This window comes from Muricoccus roseus, assembly GCF_900141905.1.
GTDB lineage: Bacteria > Pseudomonadota > Alphaproteobacteria > Acetobacterales > Acetobacteraceae > Roseomonas > Roseomonas rosea.
In genome coordinates, this window is sequence record NZ_FQZF01000024.1 from 1 (window position 1) to 17,690 (window position 17,690).

Annotated in this window: 17 protein-coding genes; 6 read left to right on the forward strand and 11 right to left on the reverse strand. The window is 70.3% G+C overall.

The genetic code is table 11. The features are described 5' to 3' along the window. Window positions 1–339, forward strand: a 339-nt coding sequence (locus tag BUB97_RS26315) for a hypothetical protein (protein ID WP_456306340.1), incomplete at its 5' end; no start/stop codon positions are given. A gap of 60 nt (window positions 340–399) precedes the next feature. Here the strand turns inward: BUB97_RS26315 and BUB97_RS18090 are convergent. Then, a complete protein-coding gene (locus tag BUB97_RS18090) occupies window positions 400–1,191 on the reverse strand; it encodes a GntR family transcriptional regulator (RefSeq protein ID WP_073137335.1) in 792 nt (263 codons plus the stop codon). 103 nt (window positions 1,192–1,294) lie between these two features. Here BUB97_RS18090 and BUB97_RS18095 point away from each other — a divergent pair, with 103 nt between their 5' ends. Both BUB97_RS18095 and pcaB read left to right on the forward strand, forming a co-directional pair. Beyond that, window positions 1,295–2,293, forward strand: coding sequence for a Bug family tripartite tricarboxylate transporter substrate binding protein (locus BUB97_RS18095; RefSeq protein WP_073137337.1), 999 nt, complete (start codon window positions 1,295–1,297; stop codon window positions 2,291–2,293). A gap of 72 nt (window positions 2,294–2,365) precedes the next feature. Further along, window positions 2,366–3,721 (forward strand): 3-carboxy-cis,cis-muconate cycloisomerase, encoded by a 1,356-nt coding sequence (gene pcaB / locus BUB97_RS18100; protein WP_073137339.1) that lies wholly within the window; start codon window positions 2,366–2,368, stop codon window positions 3,719–3,721. 227 nt (window positions 3,722–3,948) lie between these two features. Here the strand turns inward: pcaB and BUB97_RS18105 are convergent, their stop codons facing one another. Together BUB97_RS18105 and htpG are read right to left on the reverse strand one after the other, a co-directional pair. Then, window positions 3,949–4,281: an SWIB/MDM2 domain-containing protein gene (locus tag BUB97_RS18105; RefSeq protein WP_073137341.1), complete on the reverse strand. Its 333-nt coding sequence runs from the start codon at window positions 4,279–4,281 to the stop codon at window positions 3,949–3,951. Between the two features lie 251 nt (window positions 4,282–4,532). Continuing rightward, a complete protein-coding gene (htpG, locus tag BUB97_RS18110; protein WP_217659704.1) occupies window positions 4,533–6,380 on the reverse strand; it encodes a molecular chaperone HtpG in 1,848 nt (615 codons plus the stop codon). Between the two features lie 239 nt (window positions 6,381–6,619). On the opposite strand from htpG, the gene BUB97_RS18115 reads away from it, so the two are divergent. From BUB97_RS18115 to BUB97_RS18125, 3 genes are all read left to right on the forward strand, one after another. Further along, on the forward strand, window positions 6,620–7,240 hold the full coding sequence (locus BUB97_RS18115; RefSeq protein ID WP_073137343.1) for a UbiX family flavin prenyltransferase: 621 nt from the start codon (window positions 6,620–6,622) through the stop codon (window positions 7,238–7,240). A 29-nt stretch (window positions 7,241–7,269) separates the two neighbouring features. Then, window positions 7,270–8,688 carry a UbiD family decarboxylase gene (locus BUB97_RS18120; protein WP_073137345.1) on the forward strand — a complete coding sequence of 473 codons (1,419 nt, stop codon included), beginning with the start codon at window positions 7,270–7,272 and terminating at the stop codon, window positions 8,686–8,688. Window positions 8,689–8,787: 99 nt separating this feature from the next. Continuing rightward, entirely contained in the window at window positions 8,788–9,765 is a 978-nt protein-coding gene (locus BUB97_RS18125) for a Bug family tripartite tricarboxylate transporter substrate binding protein (protein WP_073137347.1), read from the forward strand. A gap of 109 nt (window positions 9,766–9,874) precedes the next feature. Here the strand turns inward: BUB97_RS18125 and BUB97_RS18130 are convergent, their stop codons facing one another. The 8 genes from BUB97_RS18130 to BUB97_RS18165 all read right to left on the reverse strand — a co-directional run bounded on the left by BUB97_RS18130 (window position 9,875) and on the right by BUB97_RS18165 (window position 17,681). Then, a complete protein-coding gene (locus tag BUB97_RS18130; RefSeq protein ID WP_073137349.1) occupies window positions 9,875–10,684 on the reverse strand; it encodes a shikimate dehydrogenase family protein in 810 nt (269 codons plus the stop codon). 150 nt (window positions 10,685–10,834) lie between these two features. Beyond that, window positions 10,835–11,632 carry an ABC transporter permease gene (locus tag BUB97_RS18135; RefSeq protein WP_073137351.1) on the reverse strand — a complete coding sequence of 266 codons (798 nt, stop codon included), beginning with the start codon at window positions 11,630–11,632 and terminating at the stop codon, window positions 10,835–10,837. Further along, window positions 11,629–12,576, reverse strand: coding sequence for an ABC transporter permease (locus BUB97_RS18140; RefSeq protein ID WP_073137353.1), 948 nt, complete (start codon window positions 12,574–12,576; stop codon window positions 11,629–11,631). Before BUB97_RS18140 ends, BUB97_RS18135 begins: the two co-directional genes overlap by 4 nt. A 7-nt stretch (window positions 12,577–12,583) precedes the next feature. Beyond that, window positions 12,584–14,233, reverse strand: a complete 1,650-nt coding sequence (locus BUB97_RS18145) for an ABC transporter substrate-binding protein (RefSeq protein WP_245818357.1) — start codon at window positions 14,231–14,233, stop codon at window positions 12,584–12,586. Window positions 14,234–14,300: 67 nt separating this feature from the next. Beyond that, complete coding sequence (locus BUB97_RS18150) at window positions 14,301–14,771, reverse strand: RidA family protein (protein WP_073137355.1); 471 nt, start codon at window positions 14,769–14,771, stop codon at window positions 14,301–14,303. Next, the gene (locus BUB97_RS18155; protein ID WP_073137357.1) at window positions 14,768–15,700 is read right to left on the reverse strand and encodes an NAD-dependent epimerase/dehydratase family protein; all 933 of its coding nucleotides are present in this window, start codon (window positions 15,698–15,700) and stop codon (window positions 14,768–14,770) included. The genes BUB97_RS18150 and BUB97_RS18155 overlap by 4 nt, the downstream gene beginning before the upstream one ends. Further along, the gene (locus BUB97_RS18160) at window positions 15,697–16,686 is read right to left on the reverse strand and encodes an ABC transporter ATP-binding protein (protein WP_073137359.1); all 990 of its coding nucleotides are present in this window, start codon (window positions 16,684–16,686) and stop codon (window positions 15,697–15,699) included. Before BUB97_RS18160 ends, BUB97_RS18155 begins: the two co-directional genes overlap by 4 nt. Further along, window positions 16,683–17,681, reverse strand: coding sequence for an ABC transporter ATP-binding protein (locus BUB97_RS18165; RefSeq protein WP_073137361.1), 999 nt, complete (start codon window positions 17,679–17,681; stop codon window positions 16,683–16,685). The genes BUB97_RS18160 and BUB97_RS18165 overlap by 4 nt, the downstream gene beginning before the upstream one ends. Window positions 17,682–17,690: the final 9 nt, after the last annotated feature.

Genomic DNA, 17,690 nt, shown 5'->3' on the forward strand with positions numbered 1-17,690 from the left:
GGCGCCCAGATCTCGGCCATGCAGGGCGAGACGGCGCGGGCGGTGCAGGCGATCGGGGGGATCGTGCGCACGATCGAGGAGATGAACAGCATCACCGCCCAGGTGGCGGCGGCCGCCGAGGAGCAGACGGCGGCGACGCGCGAGATCGGGCGGGCCGTCTCCGAGGCGGCGTCCGGCACGCAGGAGGTCTCGCGCCACACGGCGGGGGTGACCGAGGGCGCCGAGCGCACCGGGGCGGCGGCGGACCAGCTCCGTGCCGCCTCCGCCGAGCTCGCCCAGCAATCCGAGCAGCTCCGCGGACGGGTGGACCGCTTCCTCGCCGAGATCCGCGCGGCGTGACGGTCGCTTCGGTTCACGCATTCCGATGCGAGAGGCGGTGTGGTGGCGCCCCGTGCGGCCTCAGCCCTCGGTGGAAGGCGTTTCCGCTGCGCGCATCCGACGGAGCCGGGTGGTGTAGGAGAAGCGCTCCGCCGGATGCAGGCTGATCGTCACCGCGAGCGGGGCGCCGGAGGGGTCGATGTAGCGGCGCGTGATTTCCAGCGCATGCCCACCCGGCTCTGCCTGAAGGGCCTGCGCCACCGCACCCTCCGGAATACCGGCGGCGCGAATCTCCTGGGTGACCTCCTCGATCGGCCGCCCCACCCGCTCGGCCAGGAGCGTCGCGATCAGCCCGCGGAAGGATCCGTCCTGCAGGCGCCGCTCCAGGTCACGAGGCGCGGCCTCCGCATCGGCATAGCTGTCGGTCCAGCACAATGGCAGGCCGCTTCCACCCGGGGGCACCCTGAGACCTGAGACGTGGAGCCACCGACTGCCCGGACGCACGGAAAGCCGCGCCGCAAGGCTGTCATCCGCCACGATCGGCTCCACCCCGATGATCCGTCGCTCGGTCTCTGCGGCGTATTGCAGAAGGTCATCGATCCCCGCCAGCGACTGCGCATAGCTTCGCTGCCGCCGTGGCGCTCCGGCGGTCACATGCGTGCCGGACCGACGGCGGCGTGAGACGAGGCCGAGCTCCTCCAGCCGGCGCAGGGCCGCGCGCACCGTCGCCCGGCTCACGCCCCGTTCCGCCGAAAGCTCGATCTCGGTCCGTAGCCGGGCGCCCTCCGGATGCACACCCCGCGCGATCTCGTCGGCGATCTCCCGGGCGAGGGTGACGTAGCGCGGGGATGGATGGGCGTTCGCGAGGGACATGGATGGCGAGGCTAGGGCCCAGGACAGGGTTGACAAGCGCGGCACGGCGCCTGTTAAGGTCCGTACCAATTAAATCATACGAACTTTTCTGGAAACCTCCGCCATGCCACTCCGTCGCTCGCTCCTCTCCGCGGCCCTGTTCTCGGGCGCCATGCCAGCCCTGCTCTCCTCAAGGGCCCAGGCGCAGGGTGCGGGCTACCCGGACAAGCCCATCCGGCTGATCCTGCCCTTCGCCGCGGGTGGCCCGACCGACACGCTTGGCCGGGTCTTCGCCGAGCAATTGAGCGGGCAGCTCAACGGCCGCGTGCTGGTGGAGAACCGCACCGGCGCGGGTTCCACCATCGGCGCCGATGTGGTCGCGAAGGCGCCCAGGGATGGCTACACGCTGCTGTTCAACAACCTTTCCCACTCCATCAACCCGTCGCTCTACCGCCGCCTGCCCTATGACACGCTGGGCGACTTCGTTCCCGTCTCCACCCTGATGGAGGGGCCGGTCATCCTCCTGGTCGGCGCGAACTCGCCCTTCCGGACTCTCAAGGACCTCATAGCGGCATTGCGGGAGAAGCCGGACCACTACGACTACGGTTCGGCGGGCAACGGGTCCGCGGCCCATGTCTCGACCGTGCAGATCCTCTCCCTGACGAAGACGCGCATGAACCACATCGTCTACCGCGGCGTCGCGCCCGCCATGACGGATCTGCTGGCCGGCACCGTTGCCCTGGTGAACGATACCTCGACCACCGCGCTGGGAAGCATCCGCGGCGGCATGGTGCGGCCCCTGGCCGTGACCTCGGCCGAGCGCGTTCCCTTCCTGCCGGACCTCCCGACGGTGCGGGAGAGCGGCATCCCGGAACTGGCCAACTTCCGCATGTCCACCTGGAACATGCTGTTCGCGCCCGCCGGCACCCCGCAGCCGATCGTGGAGCGGCTGCATGACGAAACGCGGAAGGCGCTCGCGAATCCCGCCTTCGTCGCGAAGCTGGCGGAGCTGGGCAACGTGCCCATGCCGGCGACCGATCTGGCCGGTGCCCGCGCCTTCCTCGTCTCCGAGGTGGAGCGGTGGCGCGGCGTGATGGCCGAGGCCGGGGTGAGCCCGGAATAGGCTCCCCAGTTCCCTGCCGATGAAGTTTGAAGGCCCGGACGCCCGTCCCGCCGGGCTCCTGAGGAGACTTGCATGCCGAGTACCGCTCTCGATTCCGCCTTGTTCCGCGACATGTTCGGCACGCCCGCGATGCGCGCCGTCTTTTCCGATGAGGCGCTGGTCGGCCGCTACCTCGAAGCCGAGGTCGCCCTGGCGCGCGCGGAGGCCCGCTGCGGCGTCATTCCGGCCGCCGCCGCGGAGGCGATCGCCGGCGCCGCCCAGAGTCTTCAGCTCGATTGGGAACGGCTTCGCCAGGAAACGGAGAATGTCGGCTACCCCATCCTGCCCCTGGTGCACCAGCTGAGCGAGGCCGCGGGAGAGGCCGGGCGCTACGTCCATTGGGGCGCGACGACGCAGGACATCATGGACACGGGGAACGTGCTCCAGATCCGCGCCGCGCTCGACCTCGTGGCGGCCGATGTCGAGGCGCTCCGCGGCATCCTCGCGGAACTGGCGGCCCGCTACCGCGACACACCGATGGCCGGGCGCACCCATCTGCAGCAGGCGTTGCCGGTGACCTTCGGCTACAAATGCGCCGTGTGGCTGTCAGGCCTCGACCGGCATGCGGAGCGGCTGGCGCAGCTCCGCCCCCGCGTGTTGCTCGGCCAGTTCGCCGGCGCGGCCGGCACCCTGGCCTCGCTGGGGGAGGACGGGTTCCAGGTGCAGGAGGCCTTCTGTGCCGAGCTGGGCCTGAACCAGCCCCCCGTGACCTGGCATGTGGCGCGCGACGGCATCGCCGAGGCCGTCAGCCTGCTCGGCCTTGTCACCGGCAGCATGGCCAAGATCGCGACCGATGTGATGCTGATGATGTCGAGCGAGTTCGGCGGCGAGGTGATGGAACCCTTCGTCAAGGGCCGCGGCGCGTCCTCCACCATGCCACAGAAGCGCAACCCCATCTCGTCGGAGATCATGCTGGCGACGGCCAAGGCGGTGCGCCAGCAGGTCGCGCTGATGCTGGACGGGATGGTGCATGACTTCGAGCGCGCGACCGGGCCATGGCACCTGGAATGGCTGGCGGTGCCGGAGAGCTTCATCCTGACGGCGGGCTGCCTCCACCAGGCCAAGTTCATGCTGTCGGGTCTGACGGTCGATGCGGCGCGGATGCGCGCGAATCTCGACATGACCGGCGGGCTGATCGTGGCGGAGGCGGTGATGATGGCGGCCGCCCCCCGGCTCGGCCGCCAGCACGCGCATGACGTGGTTTACGACGCCTGCCGTGCCGCGATCACCTCTGGCCGAACGCTCGCCGAGGCCCTGATGGAGGTGCCAGAGGTCGTGGACGCGTTGGGTGGGCGAGAAGGGGTGGAGCGCCGTTGCGACCCTGCAAACTATCTCGGCCTCGCGCCGCAGATGGTAGACCGGGTGCTGGCGGGACGGAGGGGCGGCTGACGCACTCCCGCGCGGGAAATGCCTCCTCCGGGCAGACAGCCATGGCGGCCCATGGTCTCCGCCCGGCGGGGCGCCGCTCCGCAGGCGGTACGGGGCCTGTCCTCGGCCCGGCATGAGAGGCAGGCGGGCCGGAAGAGCCTGGAAGCCGGCTTGGTCGCGTGGGCGCGCGGGCCGAACCTGGCCGTCGCGCTCCCGATCGCAGGCTCGGACCGCGTGCCCGAGCCGTTCTATTTCAGGTGCTGGGCCAGATGCTTGTTCATCTCGAACATCGTCACCTTGTCCTTGCCGAACACCTTCCGCAGCTTGTCGTCGGCCAGGATTTCCCGCCCGTCCTTCGGGTTCTGCAGCTTGTTGGCCTTGATATAGGCCCAGACCTTGCTGACCGCCTCGCCGCGGGCGAGCTTCTCCTCGCCCACCACGGCACCCAGCTCCGCCGAGGGCTGCAGGGGCTGCTGCAGCGCATTCGGCTTGTTGCCCTTGGCCGGCTTGGCGATCTTGGTCCCCTCGACCTCTCCTGACGCCTTCCCCTCGGACGGCTTCGACTTCGCTTTATCGGGCATCGGCGCACTCCTCATGCTCTTGGCTGCTGGGCTTGCGTGACGGTCACCAGCACGGTCGGGAGCGCAACGGCCACTCTCCGCGGCAGTTTCAGTGCCCCTGCCCGGGAAACCCACAGCCCCGACCGCCCATATCGGGCGGCGGCGACCGCATCGTCGGGCGCGGTGCAGCCCCCAGGAGCAGGAAGGGCGGGAGCCGCGGGGCAAGGCGGGGAGACCCCAAGGCGCCCCCTGCCCGCGGCCGACGCGGCCCCTCAGCGCATGCTGGCCGCCAGCGCCTCGGTGATCCTCCGGGCGAAGGCCGCCGGATCGCGCGGGCTGGCTCCGTCCTGAACGCGCGCCAGGTCGAGCAGCAGCCCGGCCGCCTCCTTCATCTCCGCATCGCCTTCCGCCCGGGCCGCCAGGTTCCGGATGAGCGGATGGCGGGGATTGATCTCCAGCACCGGCTGCTCCGCCCCGAAGCCCCGCCCGGCCCGCTGCAGCAGGCGCTGCATGTGCAGGTCCGGCCCATGCTCGGGGGCCGCGAGGACGACCGCGCTCTCGACCAGGCGGTCGGTCGCGCGCACCTCCGACACCTCCTCTCCCAGCGCGTCCTTCAGGAGCGGGATCAGCCTGGAGACATCCGCCGGCTCCCCGCCGGCCGCTTCCTCCACGGGGGCGAGCTTCGACAGGTCGGCCGAACCCTGGGTGATGCTCCGGATCGGCTTCTCCTCGAAGCGGTCCAGCCGCTCAGGCCAGAAGGCGTCGATCTGGTCGGAGAGGAGCAGCACCTCGACCCCACGCGCGCGGAAGCCTTCCAGCTGCGGCGACCTGGCCAGCGCCTCGGGCGAGTCACCGGCCAGCACGTAGATGGCCTCCTGCCCCTCCTTCATGCGGGCGACATAGTCGGCCAGCGAGGTCCAGCCCTCCACGGCGGAGGAGCGGAAACGCAGCAGGCCGGCCAGGTCCTTGCGGTGCTCCGCATCCTCCCAGAGCCCCTCCTTGAGGATCGGGCCGAAATTCTCCCAGAAGCCGACATAGCCCGCGTCGTTCTTGGCCCGCCCCTTCAGTTCCGAGAGGACCCGGTTCGTCACCGCCCGCCGGATCCGGGCGAGCACCGGCGTGGCCTGCAGCATCTCGCGCGAGACATTCAGGGGCAGGTCTTCCGTGTCCACCACGCCCTGGACGAAGCGTAGCCAGGGCGGGAGGAGCTCCGCCTGGTCGGTGATGAACATCCGGCGGACATGGAGCCGCACCCGGCTCTCTCGCTCGCCCTCGACCACCTGAAACGGCTTCATCCCGGGGATGAAGAGAAGGGCGGAGAAGTCCACGGTCCCCTCGGCCCGCCAGTGCAGCGTGGCCCAGGGCTTGTCGAAGACATGCCCGAGATGCCGGTAGAACTCGGTGTAGCTCTCCTCGCTCACCTCGGCCTTCGGCTTGCGCCACAGGGCGGTGCCCTCATTGGCGGGCTCGTCCTTGCCATCCTGCGTGACGGTGATGGGAACGGTGATGTGGTCCGCCCATTTGCGGATGATCGTCCGGAGGCGCAGCGGCTCCAGGAACTCCTCGGCATCGGGCTTCATGTGCAGGACGATGTCCGTGCCGGCCTCGGCGCGGGTGGCGGGGGCCAGGGTGTAGTCGCCCCGGCCTTCGGAGGCCCAGGTCCAGCCCTCCTCGGCACCCGCGCGGCGGGAGGTGACCTCGACCCGCTCGGCCACCATGAAGGCGGCGTAGAAGCCCACGCCGAACTGGCCGATGAGGCTCGGCCGGTCGCCCGGCCCGGTCTCCGCGAGGGATTGGGTGAAGGCCCGGGTGCCGGAACGGGCGATGGTTCCGAGATTCTCGGTCAGCTCGGCCTTGCTCATCCCGATTCCGGGGTCCGAGATGGTAAGGGTACGGGCTTCCTTGTCCGGAACGATCCGGACCGCCGCCCCCTCGGGGACGCCGGGCGCGCCACCGGTCAATGCCTCGAAACGGCGGCGGTCCACCGCGTCGGCCGCGTTCGCGACCAGCTCGCGCAGGAAGATCTCCCGGTCCGAGTACAGGGCGTGGACCACCAAATCCAGCAGCCGCCCCACCTCCGCGCCAAACTCGTGGCGCTCCACCGCCTCACTCACGCGCATCCTCCAGGTCAGTTTGAGCCGGAAGGGCGATATGAAAGACGGTCCGCCCGTCTTCAAGACCATTCGGGAATGCCGTTGCTTCACCCCCGGAGCGCCCTGAGGGCGCCCTGCGGCACCCCTGAGCGCACCTCTTACCGGGGTACGGGGCCCGGTCGTCGAGGCGCCTGCCTTGCGGCATTTAAATAGCTAAGTTAGTTATCTGTTAGCACTGCGGCCTGCGCCGTGCGATGGGAGGCGGGATGAACGAGGCGTCATCGCTGGAATCGGCGTCGCCGAGGCGCCCGCTGCGCCTCATCATCGGCATCAGTGGCGCCTCAGGGGCCATCTACGGCATCCGCCTGCTTCAGCTTCTGCGCGGAACGGATATCCAGTCGCACCTCATCATCTCGCCCACCGCGCGCGTGACGATCGCGCACGAGACCTCCTTCAAGGTCAGCGAGGTCGAGGCGATGGCGGACACAGTCCACAGCCACGCCGATCTGGGCGCCGCCTGTTCCAGCGGCTCCTTCCACACGCTTGGCATGGTGGTTGCGCCGTGCTCGGTGAAGACGCTCGCCGAGATTGCCACCGGCGTAACGAGCAACCTCCTCTCCCGCTCCGCCGACGTGGTGCTGAAGGAACGCCGCCGGCTCGTTCTCATGCTTCGCGAGACGCCGCTGCATCTGGGCCATATTCGCAACATGGCGGCCGCCACCGAGGCGGGAGCCATCCTCTATCCACCCGTGCCGGCCTTCTACGCCCGCCCAGCCTCGCTGGACGAGATGGTGGACCATTCCCTCGGCCGGATGCTCGACCTGTTCGGGATCGAGGCGGGCGCCATCCGGCGGTGGGAGGGAACGCCCAAGGCCCGGCGAGGCTGAGCGCGAGACGAGCAGGAGAGAGACGCATCATGAACCCGACCCTTTCTAACGCGGATGTGCTCGACACCCGCTTCCGCTCTGCGCTGCGCCGCATGGCGGCGGCCGGCCGGCTCCACACCTATGATGCCCCAGCCGACCCGATGCTGGAGATCGCGGGCATCATGAAGCGGCGCGATGGCGGCCCCGCCATCCTCTTCACGCAGCCCACCGGTCACGACATGCCGGTCCTCGGCAATCTTCTCTCGAGCAAGGAGAACGTCGAGGCGGCTTTCGGCGCTGACTTCCGCTCGATCCGTGGTTTCGTCGGCCGCGCGCTCGGCAATCCTCTTCCACCACAGAACATCGGGCATGCACCGGTGCAGGAGGTCGTGCACCGCGAGGGCATTGATCTCGGCATGATGTTCCCTGCCCTGACGCATGCGCCGGGCGACGCCGGTCGCTATTTCACCGCCGGCATCGTGATCGTGCGGGACCCGCGCACGGGGGTCTACAACGCCTCCTACCACCGCCTGATGATCGCGGGGCCGGACCGGGTCGCGATCAAGCTGGATTATGGCCGCCACCTGCGCTTCGCCTTCGAGCGGGCGAAGGAGGACGGGCGCGACCTGGAGGTCGTCGTCGTTCTCGGCGCAGACATCTCCCTTCACTACACCGCCGCCACCATGGGCTCGCAGATGCCGGAGGATGCGGACGAGCTGGCGGTCGCCGGCGGGCTGGCCGGACGCGCCTTGCCCGTGACGCAGGCTGTCTCGGTGGACCTTCTGGTTCCCGCTGAGTCCGAGATCGCGCTGGAGGGCCGCATTCTGACGAACGAGACCGTCCTGGAAGGCCCGTTCGGCGAGTTCGTCGGCTTTCCCGCACCGGCAGACCAGGCACCGGTGATGGTGATCGACTGCGTGACCCACCGCCGCAAGCCCATCTACCACGCCATCAACGGCTATGGCCGCGAAACCGTGATGCTGCGGAAATACGTGCTGGAGGCGAGCCTGCTGAAGGCGGTGCAACCCGCCGTGCCCGTGGTGACCGATGCCGAGATGACCGCAGGTGGCATGCATCGCTTCCACGCCGTGGTGCAGGTGCGCAAATCCTCCCCGCAGCACGAGGGGCTGCAGCGCAACGCAATCCTCGCGGCCTTCGGAGCGCTGAAGGACCTGGACCAGGTGATCGTCGTTGACGACGACATCGACATCCGCGACCCGCTGGACGTGGAGTACGCGGTGGCCACGCGCTTCGAGGCGTCGAAGGACCTGCTGGTGATCCCTGGCGCGCGCGGGCACGAGTATGTTCGGGCCAGCAAGGGCGGGATCCGGGCCAAGCTCGGTATCGACGCAACCGTTCCCTTCGAGGAGCGCGAGCGCTTCCGGCGCATCAGCTTCGCCGATGTGTCCTTCGATGAGGCGCATTTCGGCAAGCAGCCGGACGAGGTGGCGCGCCGGCTGGACGACTAACCAGGCGCCTGTGGGGCACAGCCCGGCACCACTTACGGGAGCCGCAAGGCCCGCGAAGACGGGCCCGTCACACGGCATTCAGAAAGCGGAGTAGTCGTGATGAAGAGACGTACCATCATATTCGCTGCCGGTGGCCTCGCGCTGCCGGCCATCGTCCGCGCGCAGGGCAACGTCGCCAGTTGGCCGGACCGCCCGATCCGCTTCGTCGTGCCCTTCGCGCCCGGCGGTAACACGGATTCGGTCGGCCGGATTGCGGCGCAGTATCTCGGGGAGGCGCTGGGCCGTTCCATCGTGGTCGAGAACCGTGGTGGGGCCGGCGGCATCATCGGCAGCGACGTCGTCGCTAAATCGGCGCCGGACGGCTACACCTTCCTTGTCGGCAGCATCGGCTCGATCACCATTTCACCCGCGATCGAGCGGATGCCCTACGACCCGCTGAAGGACCTGGCGCCGGTCAGCCTGCTGAATACGAATCCGCTCATCCTCGTCGGCCGCAAGAATCTGGGCCTGACCAGCGTGCAGGCGGTGGTGGCCCGAGCCAAGGAAAAGCCGGAGAGCCTGACCTACGGGTCCAGCGGGATCGGTGGTCTCATGCATGTCTCAGCGCTGCTCTTCGAGAGCCGCAGCGGCGCAAAGCTGACGCATGTACCCTATCGCGGCGGTGCGCCCGCGGTGGCAGCGCTGCTGTCCGGTGAGGTGGATCTCGTCTTCGCGAACATGTCGGACGCGCTGCCTCAGGTGAAGGCGGGCTCCATCATACCCATCGGCGTTACCACCCCGGGGCGCAGCGCGGAGCTGCCGGAGGTACCGACCGTCGCCGAGGCCGGCGTGCCCGGCTTCGCCACGGAATCCTGGAACGGGCTCTTCGCTCCCGCCACGACCTCGCCGGATATCGTCAGCCGTCTCTCCGCGCTCTGCGCCCGGATGGCGGCGGACGCGACGGTGCGGCAGCGCATGGCCTCCTTCGGCTCCGTCGCCGTCTCCTCCACGCCGGAGGAGTTTGGACGGATGCTGCGCGAGGAAACGGCGCAGTGGGCGACCACCCTCCAAGCGGCCGGTCTCTCCGCCAGCAAGTAACAGATCGCGGCCGGTCTCGGTGAGGAGACCGGCCGCTGCCGCATTCCTCCCCAGCCATCCTCGGCAGGGCCTCCGGCCTAAGAGGCGCAAGGCGACTGGCCTGCGCTCCTCAGAGCGACAGAAACTCCCGAACGAGGCGCGGCTGATCCAGCAGCATCTCCTTGCCACGGATGATCTGGCAGCCCTTCGCAGCCGCGGCCATCAGGAGCGCCGTCGTTTTCGGGGCCATGATCACATCCGCAACGACGGCCCCTGGCCTGAGACCGGACAGGTCCGCGGGCAGCTCATCCCCCTCATGCATGCCGACCGAGGTCGTGTTCACCACCAAGTCGTAACCCGCGGCCTCCGGTCCTGCAGGCGCGGCAAAGCAGCGGGGATGCCGTGCGGCCACCGCCCGAGCCAGCTCCAGGCTCTTCGCCTGTGTCCGGTTGCAGATGGCGAGATGGGAGATGCCGGCCTCGGCCAGCGCAAAGGCGATGGCCCGCCCCGCTCCGCCGGCTCCGATCTGGAGCACGCGCCGGCCTGCCACCTCGATGCCGTTCCGCCGCAGGCCCGTCACGAATCCAACGCCGTCGACATTGTCACCGATCAGGCTTCCGTTCGCTTCGCGGCGCACGAAGTTCACCGCGCCAATGCTGCCAGCTCGCGGCGTGGTTCCGTCGAGGTACTGCAACACGGGAACTTTATGGGGAATCGTCACACCGAAGCCCGCGACATTCTGCATGCTCCTGATGGCCTGAAGCACCAGGGCAAGGTCTTGGGGTGCGACGTGAAGCGGCGAGACATTGGCGTCCACGCCGTTCCGGAAAAAGTCCTCGTTCAGTACGGCCGTCCCGACGATGTGCGCCACAGGGTCGCCCAAGATGAACATGACTTTCGTTCGGCCAGTCACGCGCTTCAGGATGGGGGCATCAGGCATGAAAGCGACCTTTCGAACGCACTGGAGCTCACGCGACCGCCAAACTGGCATCGAGAAGACTGGGTTTACAGCGCACCAGATGCACCGCCGGCGCATCGGATGCCGGGGCCGGTGCTCGTAACGTTCCCAGCGCAATCCTGAATGGAGAGGTCAACGCCCGCCTGCCTGCAGCGCCCGGCCGAGCAGCGAGGTGGCGAGCGCGGCCAGCAGCAGGGCCAAGCCGGGATAGATGGCCAGCCAGGGCGCCACAGTGAGGTAGTTGCGGCTTTCCTGCAGGCTGGCTCCCCAATCCGGGCTCGGCGGGGGCACGCCCAGGCCGAGAAAGCCGAGCGCCGCCTGGATCTGGAGCGCGAGGGGGAAGAGAATGACGCATTGGAGCACCACGGCGGGTGCCACGTTGCGGGCGACATGCCGCGTCAGCACCGCCCATTCGCCATGGCCCAGCGTGCGCGCCGCCTCGACATAAGCGCGCCCCCCCTCCACCAGGGCAGCCGCGCGCGCCACGCGGAAGAAGACCGGCGCGTAGATGATCGCCAACGCCAGGACGAGATTCCCTGCCCCGGTGCCGAGCGTGCTGGCCAGCACCACACCCAGGATGATGGGCGGGAAGGCGAGAAGCGCATCGGCGGCGCGCGACAGGATAAGGTCCGGCAACCGCCCGGCGAAGCCTGCCAGCGCGCCCAGGCTGCCACCTAGCAGGCTGGCCAGGATGATCGCGCTTGCGACGATACCCAGCGTGCTGCCCGCCCCGTGCACCACGCGTGCGTAGACATCCCGGCCGGTTTCGTCCGTGCCGAACCAGAACTCGGCCGAAGGCGCCTCCAGGCGGCGCGTGACCGCCACCGCATCGGGCGAGCCGGCGAAGAGGCCCGGCGCGATGCTGATCGCCAGGAAGATGAGGACCAGCCCGCCGCCGAGCAGCCATTCGATGCGCCCTCGCCGCATCATGCCCCCCGCACCCGCGGGTCGATCAACGCATAGGCGAGGTCGACCAGCAGGTTGACCAGCAGCGCCACGACGACGGTGAACAACAGGGCGCCCTGCAGCACCGGATAATCGCGCCCCTGGATGGCTGCGAGCAGGGTACGGCCCAGGCCAGGAATGGCGAAGAGCGTCTCGACCACCACCACCCCGCCGAGGATCTGCACGAGGATCAGCCCGGCATAGGTAAGAAGCGGAATGGCGATGTTTCGAAGCACGTGGCGGCCGAAGATCACGCGCGCCGGCAGGCCGCGCGCCGTGGCCGCGCGGACGAAGTCCTGCCGGAGCAGCGCTGCCGTCTGCTGCCGGGTGAACTGCGCATAGGCGCCGGCCTGCAGGAAGCCCAGCGCGAGCACCGGCAGCAGGATGCTCTCCAGATTATCCGCGAGCGACATCTCCGGGGGCGTGTAGACAAGGGGCGGCGCCCAGCCGATCCAGGCATCGGCCATGATGAGGAGCACCATTCCCGTCCAGAAGACGGGCGATGAAAGGCTCAGCAGGGTGAAGCTCTCCACCACCATGTCCATCATCCCGCCGGGGCGCGCACCCGCCGCCAGCCCCAGCGGGACGCCGACGAGGGCGGCGAGGAGGAGGGTCACGAGGCCGATCTGGAGGGTGACGAGGAAGGCATCCATGACGATGCCCCAGACCGGCAATCCCTGGCGCATGGAGGTGCCGAGGTCCCCCCGCAGCACATCCCCCGCCCAACGCAGGTATTGCGACCAGATCGGCTGGTCGAGCCCGAAGAAGGCGCGCAGCGCCGCCTCCGCCGCCGGGTCTCCCGCGCTCTGCCCGAGCATCTCGCCGATCGCGTCGCCGGGCACGGCGCGGATGAGCAGGAACACCACGCCCGTCGCGAGCACGGCCGTGATGAGCGCGGCGCCGATCCGGCGGAGGAGAGCTTCGATCATGGCCCCGTCAGGTCGCGATCCAGGCCTTCGCCAGGCCGAACCACCATCCCGTCGGGTGCTGGACGTAGTTCCGGACCCGCTGCTGCGAGACCGTCACCAGATCCGGCGAGTAGAGCATGATCGTCGGCACCGTCTCGTCCATCACGCGCTGGAGGCCGAGATAGGCCTGCTTCCGGGCGGCCGGGTCGGCGCTCGCCATGCCCGCATCCATCAGGCGATCCGCCTCGGCATTATTCCAGTTCCGGAAATCGGCGCCGCGTGGGGCACTGTGGAAGTGACGATAGTACAGGCTGTGCGGATCCGGCTGGGTGCCCCAGTCGTTGAAGGTGAAGCGCATGTTGCGGGTGCGGAAGGCATTGAGCCAGACGCCCAGCTCCACCCGCTGGATGTTCAGCCGGATGCCGACAGCCGAGAGCTGCTGCGCGATGGTGACCGCCGCCGGATCCATCCATTCGAAGCCGATGATGCTGACGAGGTCCAGCGCGAAGCCGTCTCCCAGCCCGGCCTCGGCCAGAAGCGCCTTGGCGCGGGCGGGGTCGGTCTTCTGATACGGAAGGCTGTCCAACGGCGCGCCCCAGCTCTCCTGCATGGCGGCGGGGATGGTGCCGAGCACCTGGCCCTTGCCGCTAATCGCGGCCTGCATCACCGCCTTTTTGTCGATGGACAGCGCGATCGCCTGGCGCACCCGCACATCCTTGAGCTGCGCATGGTTGCAGTCGAGGTCCAGCGAGCACTGGCGGAGGGAGAGGGCCGAGGTGATGGACAGGCCGGGCTGCCCCTGCAGCTGCTCCGCATCCTGCGGGCGGGCGAGCAGGGCGAGGTCCACCCGCCGGCTGCGCAGCGCCACCAGAACGCTCGCGGCGTTCGGCTGCACGCTGAACAGCACGCCATCAAGATAGGGCTGCCCCTGCCTCCAGTAGTTCGGGAAGCGCGCCATGCGGATATGGCTCTGCGGCCGGAACTCCTGCAGCATGAAAGGCCCGGTGCCGACCGATTGCTGCGAGAGGCGCGAGCGCGCCTGGGAGTTGGCGAAGGTGTCGCGCGGGATGACGCAGCCGAAGCGGTTGGTCAGGGTCATCGGAAGCGAGGCGTTGGGCTCCGACAGGCGGATGACCACGGTGTGGTCGTCCGGCGTCTCGATGGCCCGGATGGCGCCGAAATCCGCGGCCCCTGGGCTGCCATTCGCCGGGTCGCGCACGTAGTCGTAGCTGTATTTCACATCGGCCGCGGTCATCGGCTGGCCGTTATGGAAGCGCACCCCGCGGCGAAGCGCGAAGGTATAGGCGAGACCATCCTCCGAGACGGCCATCGATTCCGCCAGCAGCGGCTTCGCCACGCCGGAGGCGTCCTCGTACATCAGGCCCTGATACATCAGCACCGTGATGGCGGTGCGCGCATCGCCGGCCTGGTGAAAGGGATCGAGATTCGGCGGCTCGTTCGCGATGGCGACGGTGAGCACACCGCCCCGCCGCGCCTGCGGATCATCCGGTCCGTAGATGCCGGCCTCCGCGGGTGGGGCTCCCTGGGCCCTGGCGGCACCCCCGGAGCCGGTCAGGCCAAAGCCGGGCAGGCCGGAGCCGGGGCGCAGCAGCCCCGCCCCCATCAGGCCAGCCCCGGCCAGCAGGGCGGAGCGGCGGTCGATACGCGGTTCTGGCATCGCGGGTGATCCCTCTCTCTCTCTGAACGTTTGGTCCGTGGACGGCGGTAGGCGTTCTCCCCCTGCCTCAGCCCTCATCCCGGAGGGCGAAGACGAATTCGATCTCGACCGGCACGTTGCGCGGCAGCATGGCGACCCCGACGGCGCTGCGAGCGTGGCGCCCCGCCTCGCCGAAGACCTGCCCCATGAGGTTGGAGGCGGCATCGATCACGCGCGGCTGCTCGGCGAAGCCGGGGGCGGAGGCGACGAAGCCCGTGACCTTCACGACCCTGGCCACAGCATCGAGCGAACCCGCGACGGAGCGGAGGGCCGCAAGGCCCTGCAGGGCGCAGAGCGCCGCGGCGCGCCGCCCGGCCTCCACGTCAACATCATCCCCCAGCCGGCCCAGCACGGGCAGGTTCCCCTCCGCATCGCGCGGCAGCTGCCCGCTGACCCAGACGAGCCCTCGCTCCACCACCGCCGGCACATAGTCGAAGGCGGGCTTCGGCAAGGGCGGCAGGGCAAGGCCCAGCGCGGCCAGCCGCTCCTCATGGGTCATGCGGTTTCCTCCATCATCTCGCGCAGCGTTTCCGACAGGATCGCCTCGAGCCCGCGCCGGGGCGCCCATCCCAGCGCGCGCAGCCGCGCGTCATCGACCAGGGGCAGGTCGGGCGGCAGGGGTTCCGGCCGGGCCAGGAGCCGCAGGCCCGGGCGCAGCGTGGCCAGGGCTTCGGCCAGGTCGGTATAGGTCAGGGTCAGCCCGGCCATGTTCAGGCGGCGCGGCGCATCCGGCATCCCGGCGAGAAGCAGCAACGCCTCGGCGGCATCATCGCCATGCAGCGCATCGAAGGGCGCGGCCGGCACCACCGTATCGAGGTCGGCGCCCAGGGCGGCCGCGCGGAGCAGGCGCGCATAGAGCGAGGCCGCCCCGACATACCAGCGCCCCGGCCCCAGCACGAGCGGCAGGCGCAGCGTGGTGACGGAGAGGCCGAGCGCGTCCGCCCCCCAATCCGCCGCCAGCTCGGCCATGTGCTTCGAAAGCCCGTAGGCGGTGCGGGGCGCGGGCGCGGCCGCCTCATCCACCCTGGCCGGCCCGTACAGCCCGGGCGGCCCGTAGACGACGGTGGAGCCGCATTGCACCACGCGCCGCACGCCCAGTTCGGCACAGGCACCCAGCACGGCCGCGAAGCCGCCGGCATTCACGCCCACGGCCCGCGCCGGATCCGCGAGGGCCGTGCGCGCAAGCCCTTCGCCCGAGGGGTTGTGGCCGGCAGCCCAGACCACGGCATCGGGCGCGAAGGCTTCCATGGCAGCGAGCAGCGCTCCCGGCGCCTCCGCCAGGCCCGCGAAGCGCCTCACCCCATCCTCGCCTTCGGCTTCGCCCGGCCCGAAGGAGGCGACGGCGAGGCCGCGGGAGCGGGCCAGGCGCAGCAGACGGCTGCCCACGAAGCCGCTCCCGCCCACCACGAGGATTCGTCCCGCACTCACGCCGCCGCCTCCATCCCCAGGATGTCGTCCCGGATGCAGGCGGCGCGTCGCGTCGCGTCGAGCGGGCGCAGCGCCGGCACGGTTTCCGCGCAGGCGGGCAGGGCATAGGGGCAGCGCGTGCGGAAGACACAGCCGGAGGGCGGGGCCGCCGGGCTGGGTATCTCGCCACGCAGCAGGATGCGTGGGCCACGCGCCTCGCCCGGGCGCCCTGGGGAGGCGGAGAGCAGAGCCCGGGTGTAGGGATGGCTCGGCGCCCGCAGCACGGCGGCGGCCGGCCCCTCCTCCATCACCCGCCCGAGATAGAGCACGGCCACGCGGTCGCAGAGCGTGCGCACCGCGCCGAGGTCGTGGGACACGAAGAGAAGGGCGAGTTGCCTTTCCCGCCGCAGTTCCCGCAGCAGGTTGAGGATCTCGGCGCCCACGGACACGTCGAGCGCCGAGACCGGTTCGTCCGCCACGACGAAATCCGGGTCCACCGCCAGGGCCCGCGCGATGGCGACGCGCTGGCGCTGCCCGCCCGAAAGGGCGGCGGGGCGCCGGTCGTAGAGGCCGGGAGAGAGGCCGACCCGTTCCAGCAGGGATGCCGCGCGGTCCCGCGCGGCGGATCCGGAGGCCAGGCGGTGAAGGGCGATCCCCTCGGCCACGGCCGGGCCGATCCCCATGCGCGGGTTGAGGCTGCCGAAGGGGTCCTGGAACACCATCTGCATCCGCCGCCGGAGCGGGCGCAGGGCGGCGCGGTCGGCCCCCGTGATGTCCTGCCCGTCGAAGACCACCTGCCCGGCCGTCGGCCGGACGAGGCGCAGCAGCATGCGGCCGATGGTGGATTTCCCGCTGCCGCTCTCCCCGACCAGCCCCAGCGCCTCGCCACGCCGGATGGCGATGTCCACCCCCGCCACGGCGCGCACGGGGCGGCGGCCGGGGGTCAGCAGGCCTGGCCCGCCGAACTCCATCACCAGGCCCCGGCCCTCGGCGAGGGGCGGGCTCACGCCACCTCCTCCCAGCGGATGCAGCGGCTGCGCCGGCCCGGTGCCGCGTCCAGTAGCGGCACCGGCCCCTCGCGGCAGGCGGGCACGGCCATGGCGCAGCGTTCGGCGAAGCGACAATAGGGCGGCGGGGCGAGCGGATTGGGCATCAACCCGGGAATGCCGCGCGGCGGCTCTCCCTCCAGCGAGGGAATGCAGTCCAGCAGGGCGCGCGTATAGGGGTGGCGCGGCGCGGCAAGCACCTCGGCCGCCGGACCCTCCTCCACCACCTGCCCGGCATAGAGCACGCAGATCCGGTGCGCGAGGCCGGCGACCAGGCCGAGATCGTGGCTGACGAAGATCATCGCCATCCCCTCCCGCGACTGGAGGTCGCGCAGCAGGTCCACGATCTGCGCCTGGATCGTCACATCCAGCGCCGTGGTGGGCTCGTCGGCGATCAGCAGGCGCGGCTCGCCCGCCAGCGCCAGGGCGATCACGGCCCGCTGGCGCATCCCGCCGGAGAGCTGGTGCGGATACTCCCCCGCGCGCCGCGGCGGATCAGGGATGCCGACGAGGTCGAGGAGCGCCACCGCCTGTTCCGCCGCCTCGCGCCGGCCGAGGCCACGCAGGTGGCGCAAGGTCTCCGCGATCTGGTCGCCGATGGTGAACAGCGGATCCAGCGCGCTGCCCGGATCCTGGAAGACCACCGCGATCTCCCGCCCGCGCACGCGGCGCAGCGCCTCTCCCCGAAGGGCGAGGAGGTCGGCCTCGTCGCCCCCGGCGCCGCGCCACCGCAGATGGCCCGTCGCACGCGTGCCCGCCGCGCCGGCATGGAGCCGTGCCACGGCCATGGCCGTGACCGACTTGCCGCTGCCGCTTTCGCCCACCAGCGCGAGGGTTTCGCCCGGGGAGAGCGCGAAGGAGATGTCCTCCACCGCCGTCATCCAGCCCCGCGCGCCCTGGAAGGCGACGGAGAGGCCCTCTGCCCTCAGCAGGGGTGCGGCGGTGGCGGCGCTCATCCCGGCCCG

Coding starts and splice junctions, on each gene's coding strand:
- BUB97_RS18135 (WP_073137351.1), bottom strand. CDS start 11,632: ATGATGCGGCGAGGGCGCATCGAATGGCTGCTCGGCGGCGGGCTGGTC.
- BUB97_RS18120 (WP_073137345.1), top strand. CDS start 7,270: ATGAACCCGACCCTTTCTAACGCGGATGTGCTCGACACCCGCTTCCGC.
- BUB97_RS18105 (WP_073137341.1), bottom strand. CDS start 4,281: ATGCCCGATAAAGCGAAGTCGAAGCCGTCCGAGGGGAAGGCGTCAGGA.
- BUB97_RS18095 (WP_073137337.1), top strand. CDS start 1,295: ATGCCACTCCGTCGCTCGCTCCTCTCCGCGGCCCTGTTCTCGGGCGCC.
- pcaB (WP_073137339.1), top strand. CDS start 2,366: ATGCCGAGTACCGCTCTCGATTCCGCCTTGTTCCGCGACATGTTCGGC.
- BUB97_RS18090 (WP_073137335.1), bottom strand. CDS start 1,191: ATGTCCCTCGCGAACGCCCATCCATCCCCGCGCTACGTCACCCTCGCC.
- BUB97_RS18125 (WP_073137347.1), top strand. CDS start 8,788: ATGAAGAGACGTACCATCATATTCGCTGCCGGTGGCCTCGCGCTGCCG.
- BUB97_RS18150 (WP_073137355.1), bottom strand. CDS start 14,771: ATGACCCATGAGGAGCGGCTGGCCGCGCTGGGCCTTGCCCTGCCGCCC.
- BUB97_RS18145 (WP_245818357.1), bottom strand. CDS start 14,233: ATGCCAGAACCGCGTATCGACCGCCGCTCCGCCCTGCTGGCCGGGGCT.
- BUB97_RS18115 (WP_073137343.1), top strand. CDS start 6,620: ATGAACGAGGCGTCATCGCTGGAATCGGCGTCGCCGAGGCGCCCGCTG.
- htpG (WP_217659704.1), bottom strand. CDS start 6,380: ATGCGCGTGAGTGAGGCGGTGGAGCGCCACGAGTTTGGCGCGGAGGTG.
- BUB97_RS18140 (WP_073137353.1), bottom strand. CDS start 12,576: ATGATCGAAGCTCTCCTCCGCCGGATCGGCGCCGCGCTCATCACGGCC.
- BUB97_RS18165 (WP_073137361.1), bottom strand. CDS start 17,681: ATGAGCGCCGCCACCGCCGCACCCCTGCTGAGGGCAGAGGGCCTCTCC.
- BUB97_RS18130 (WP_073137349.1), bottom strand. CDS start 10,684: ATGCCTGATGCCCCCATCCTGAAGCGCGTGACTGGCCGAACGAAAGTC.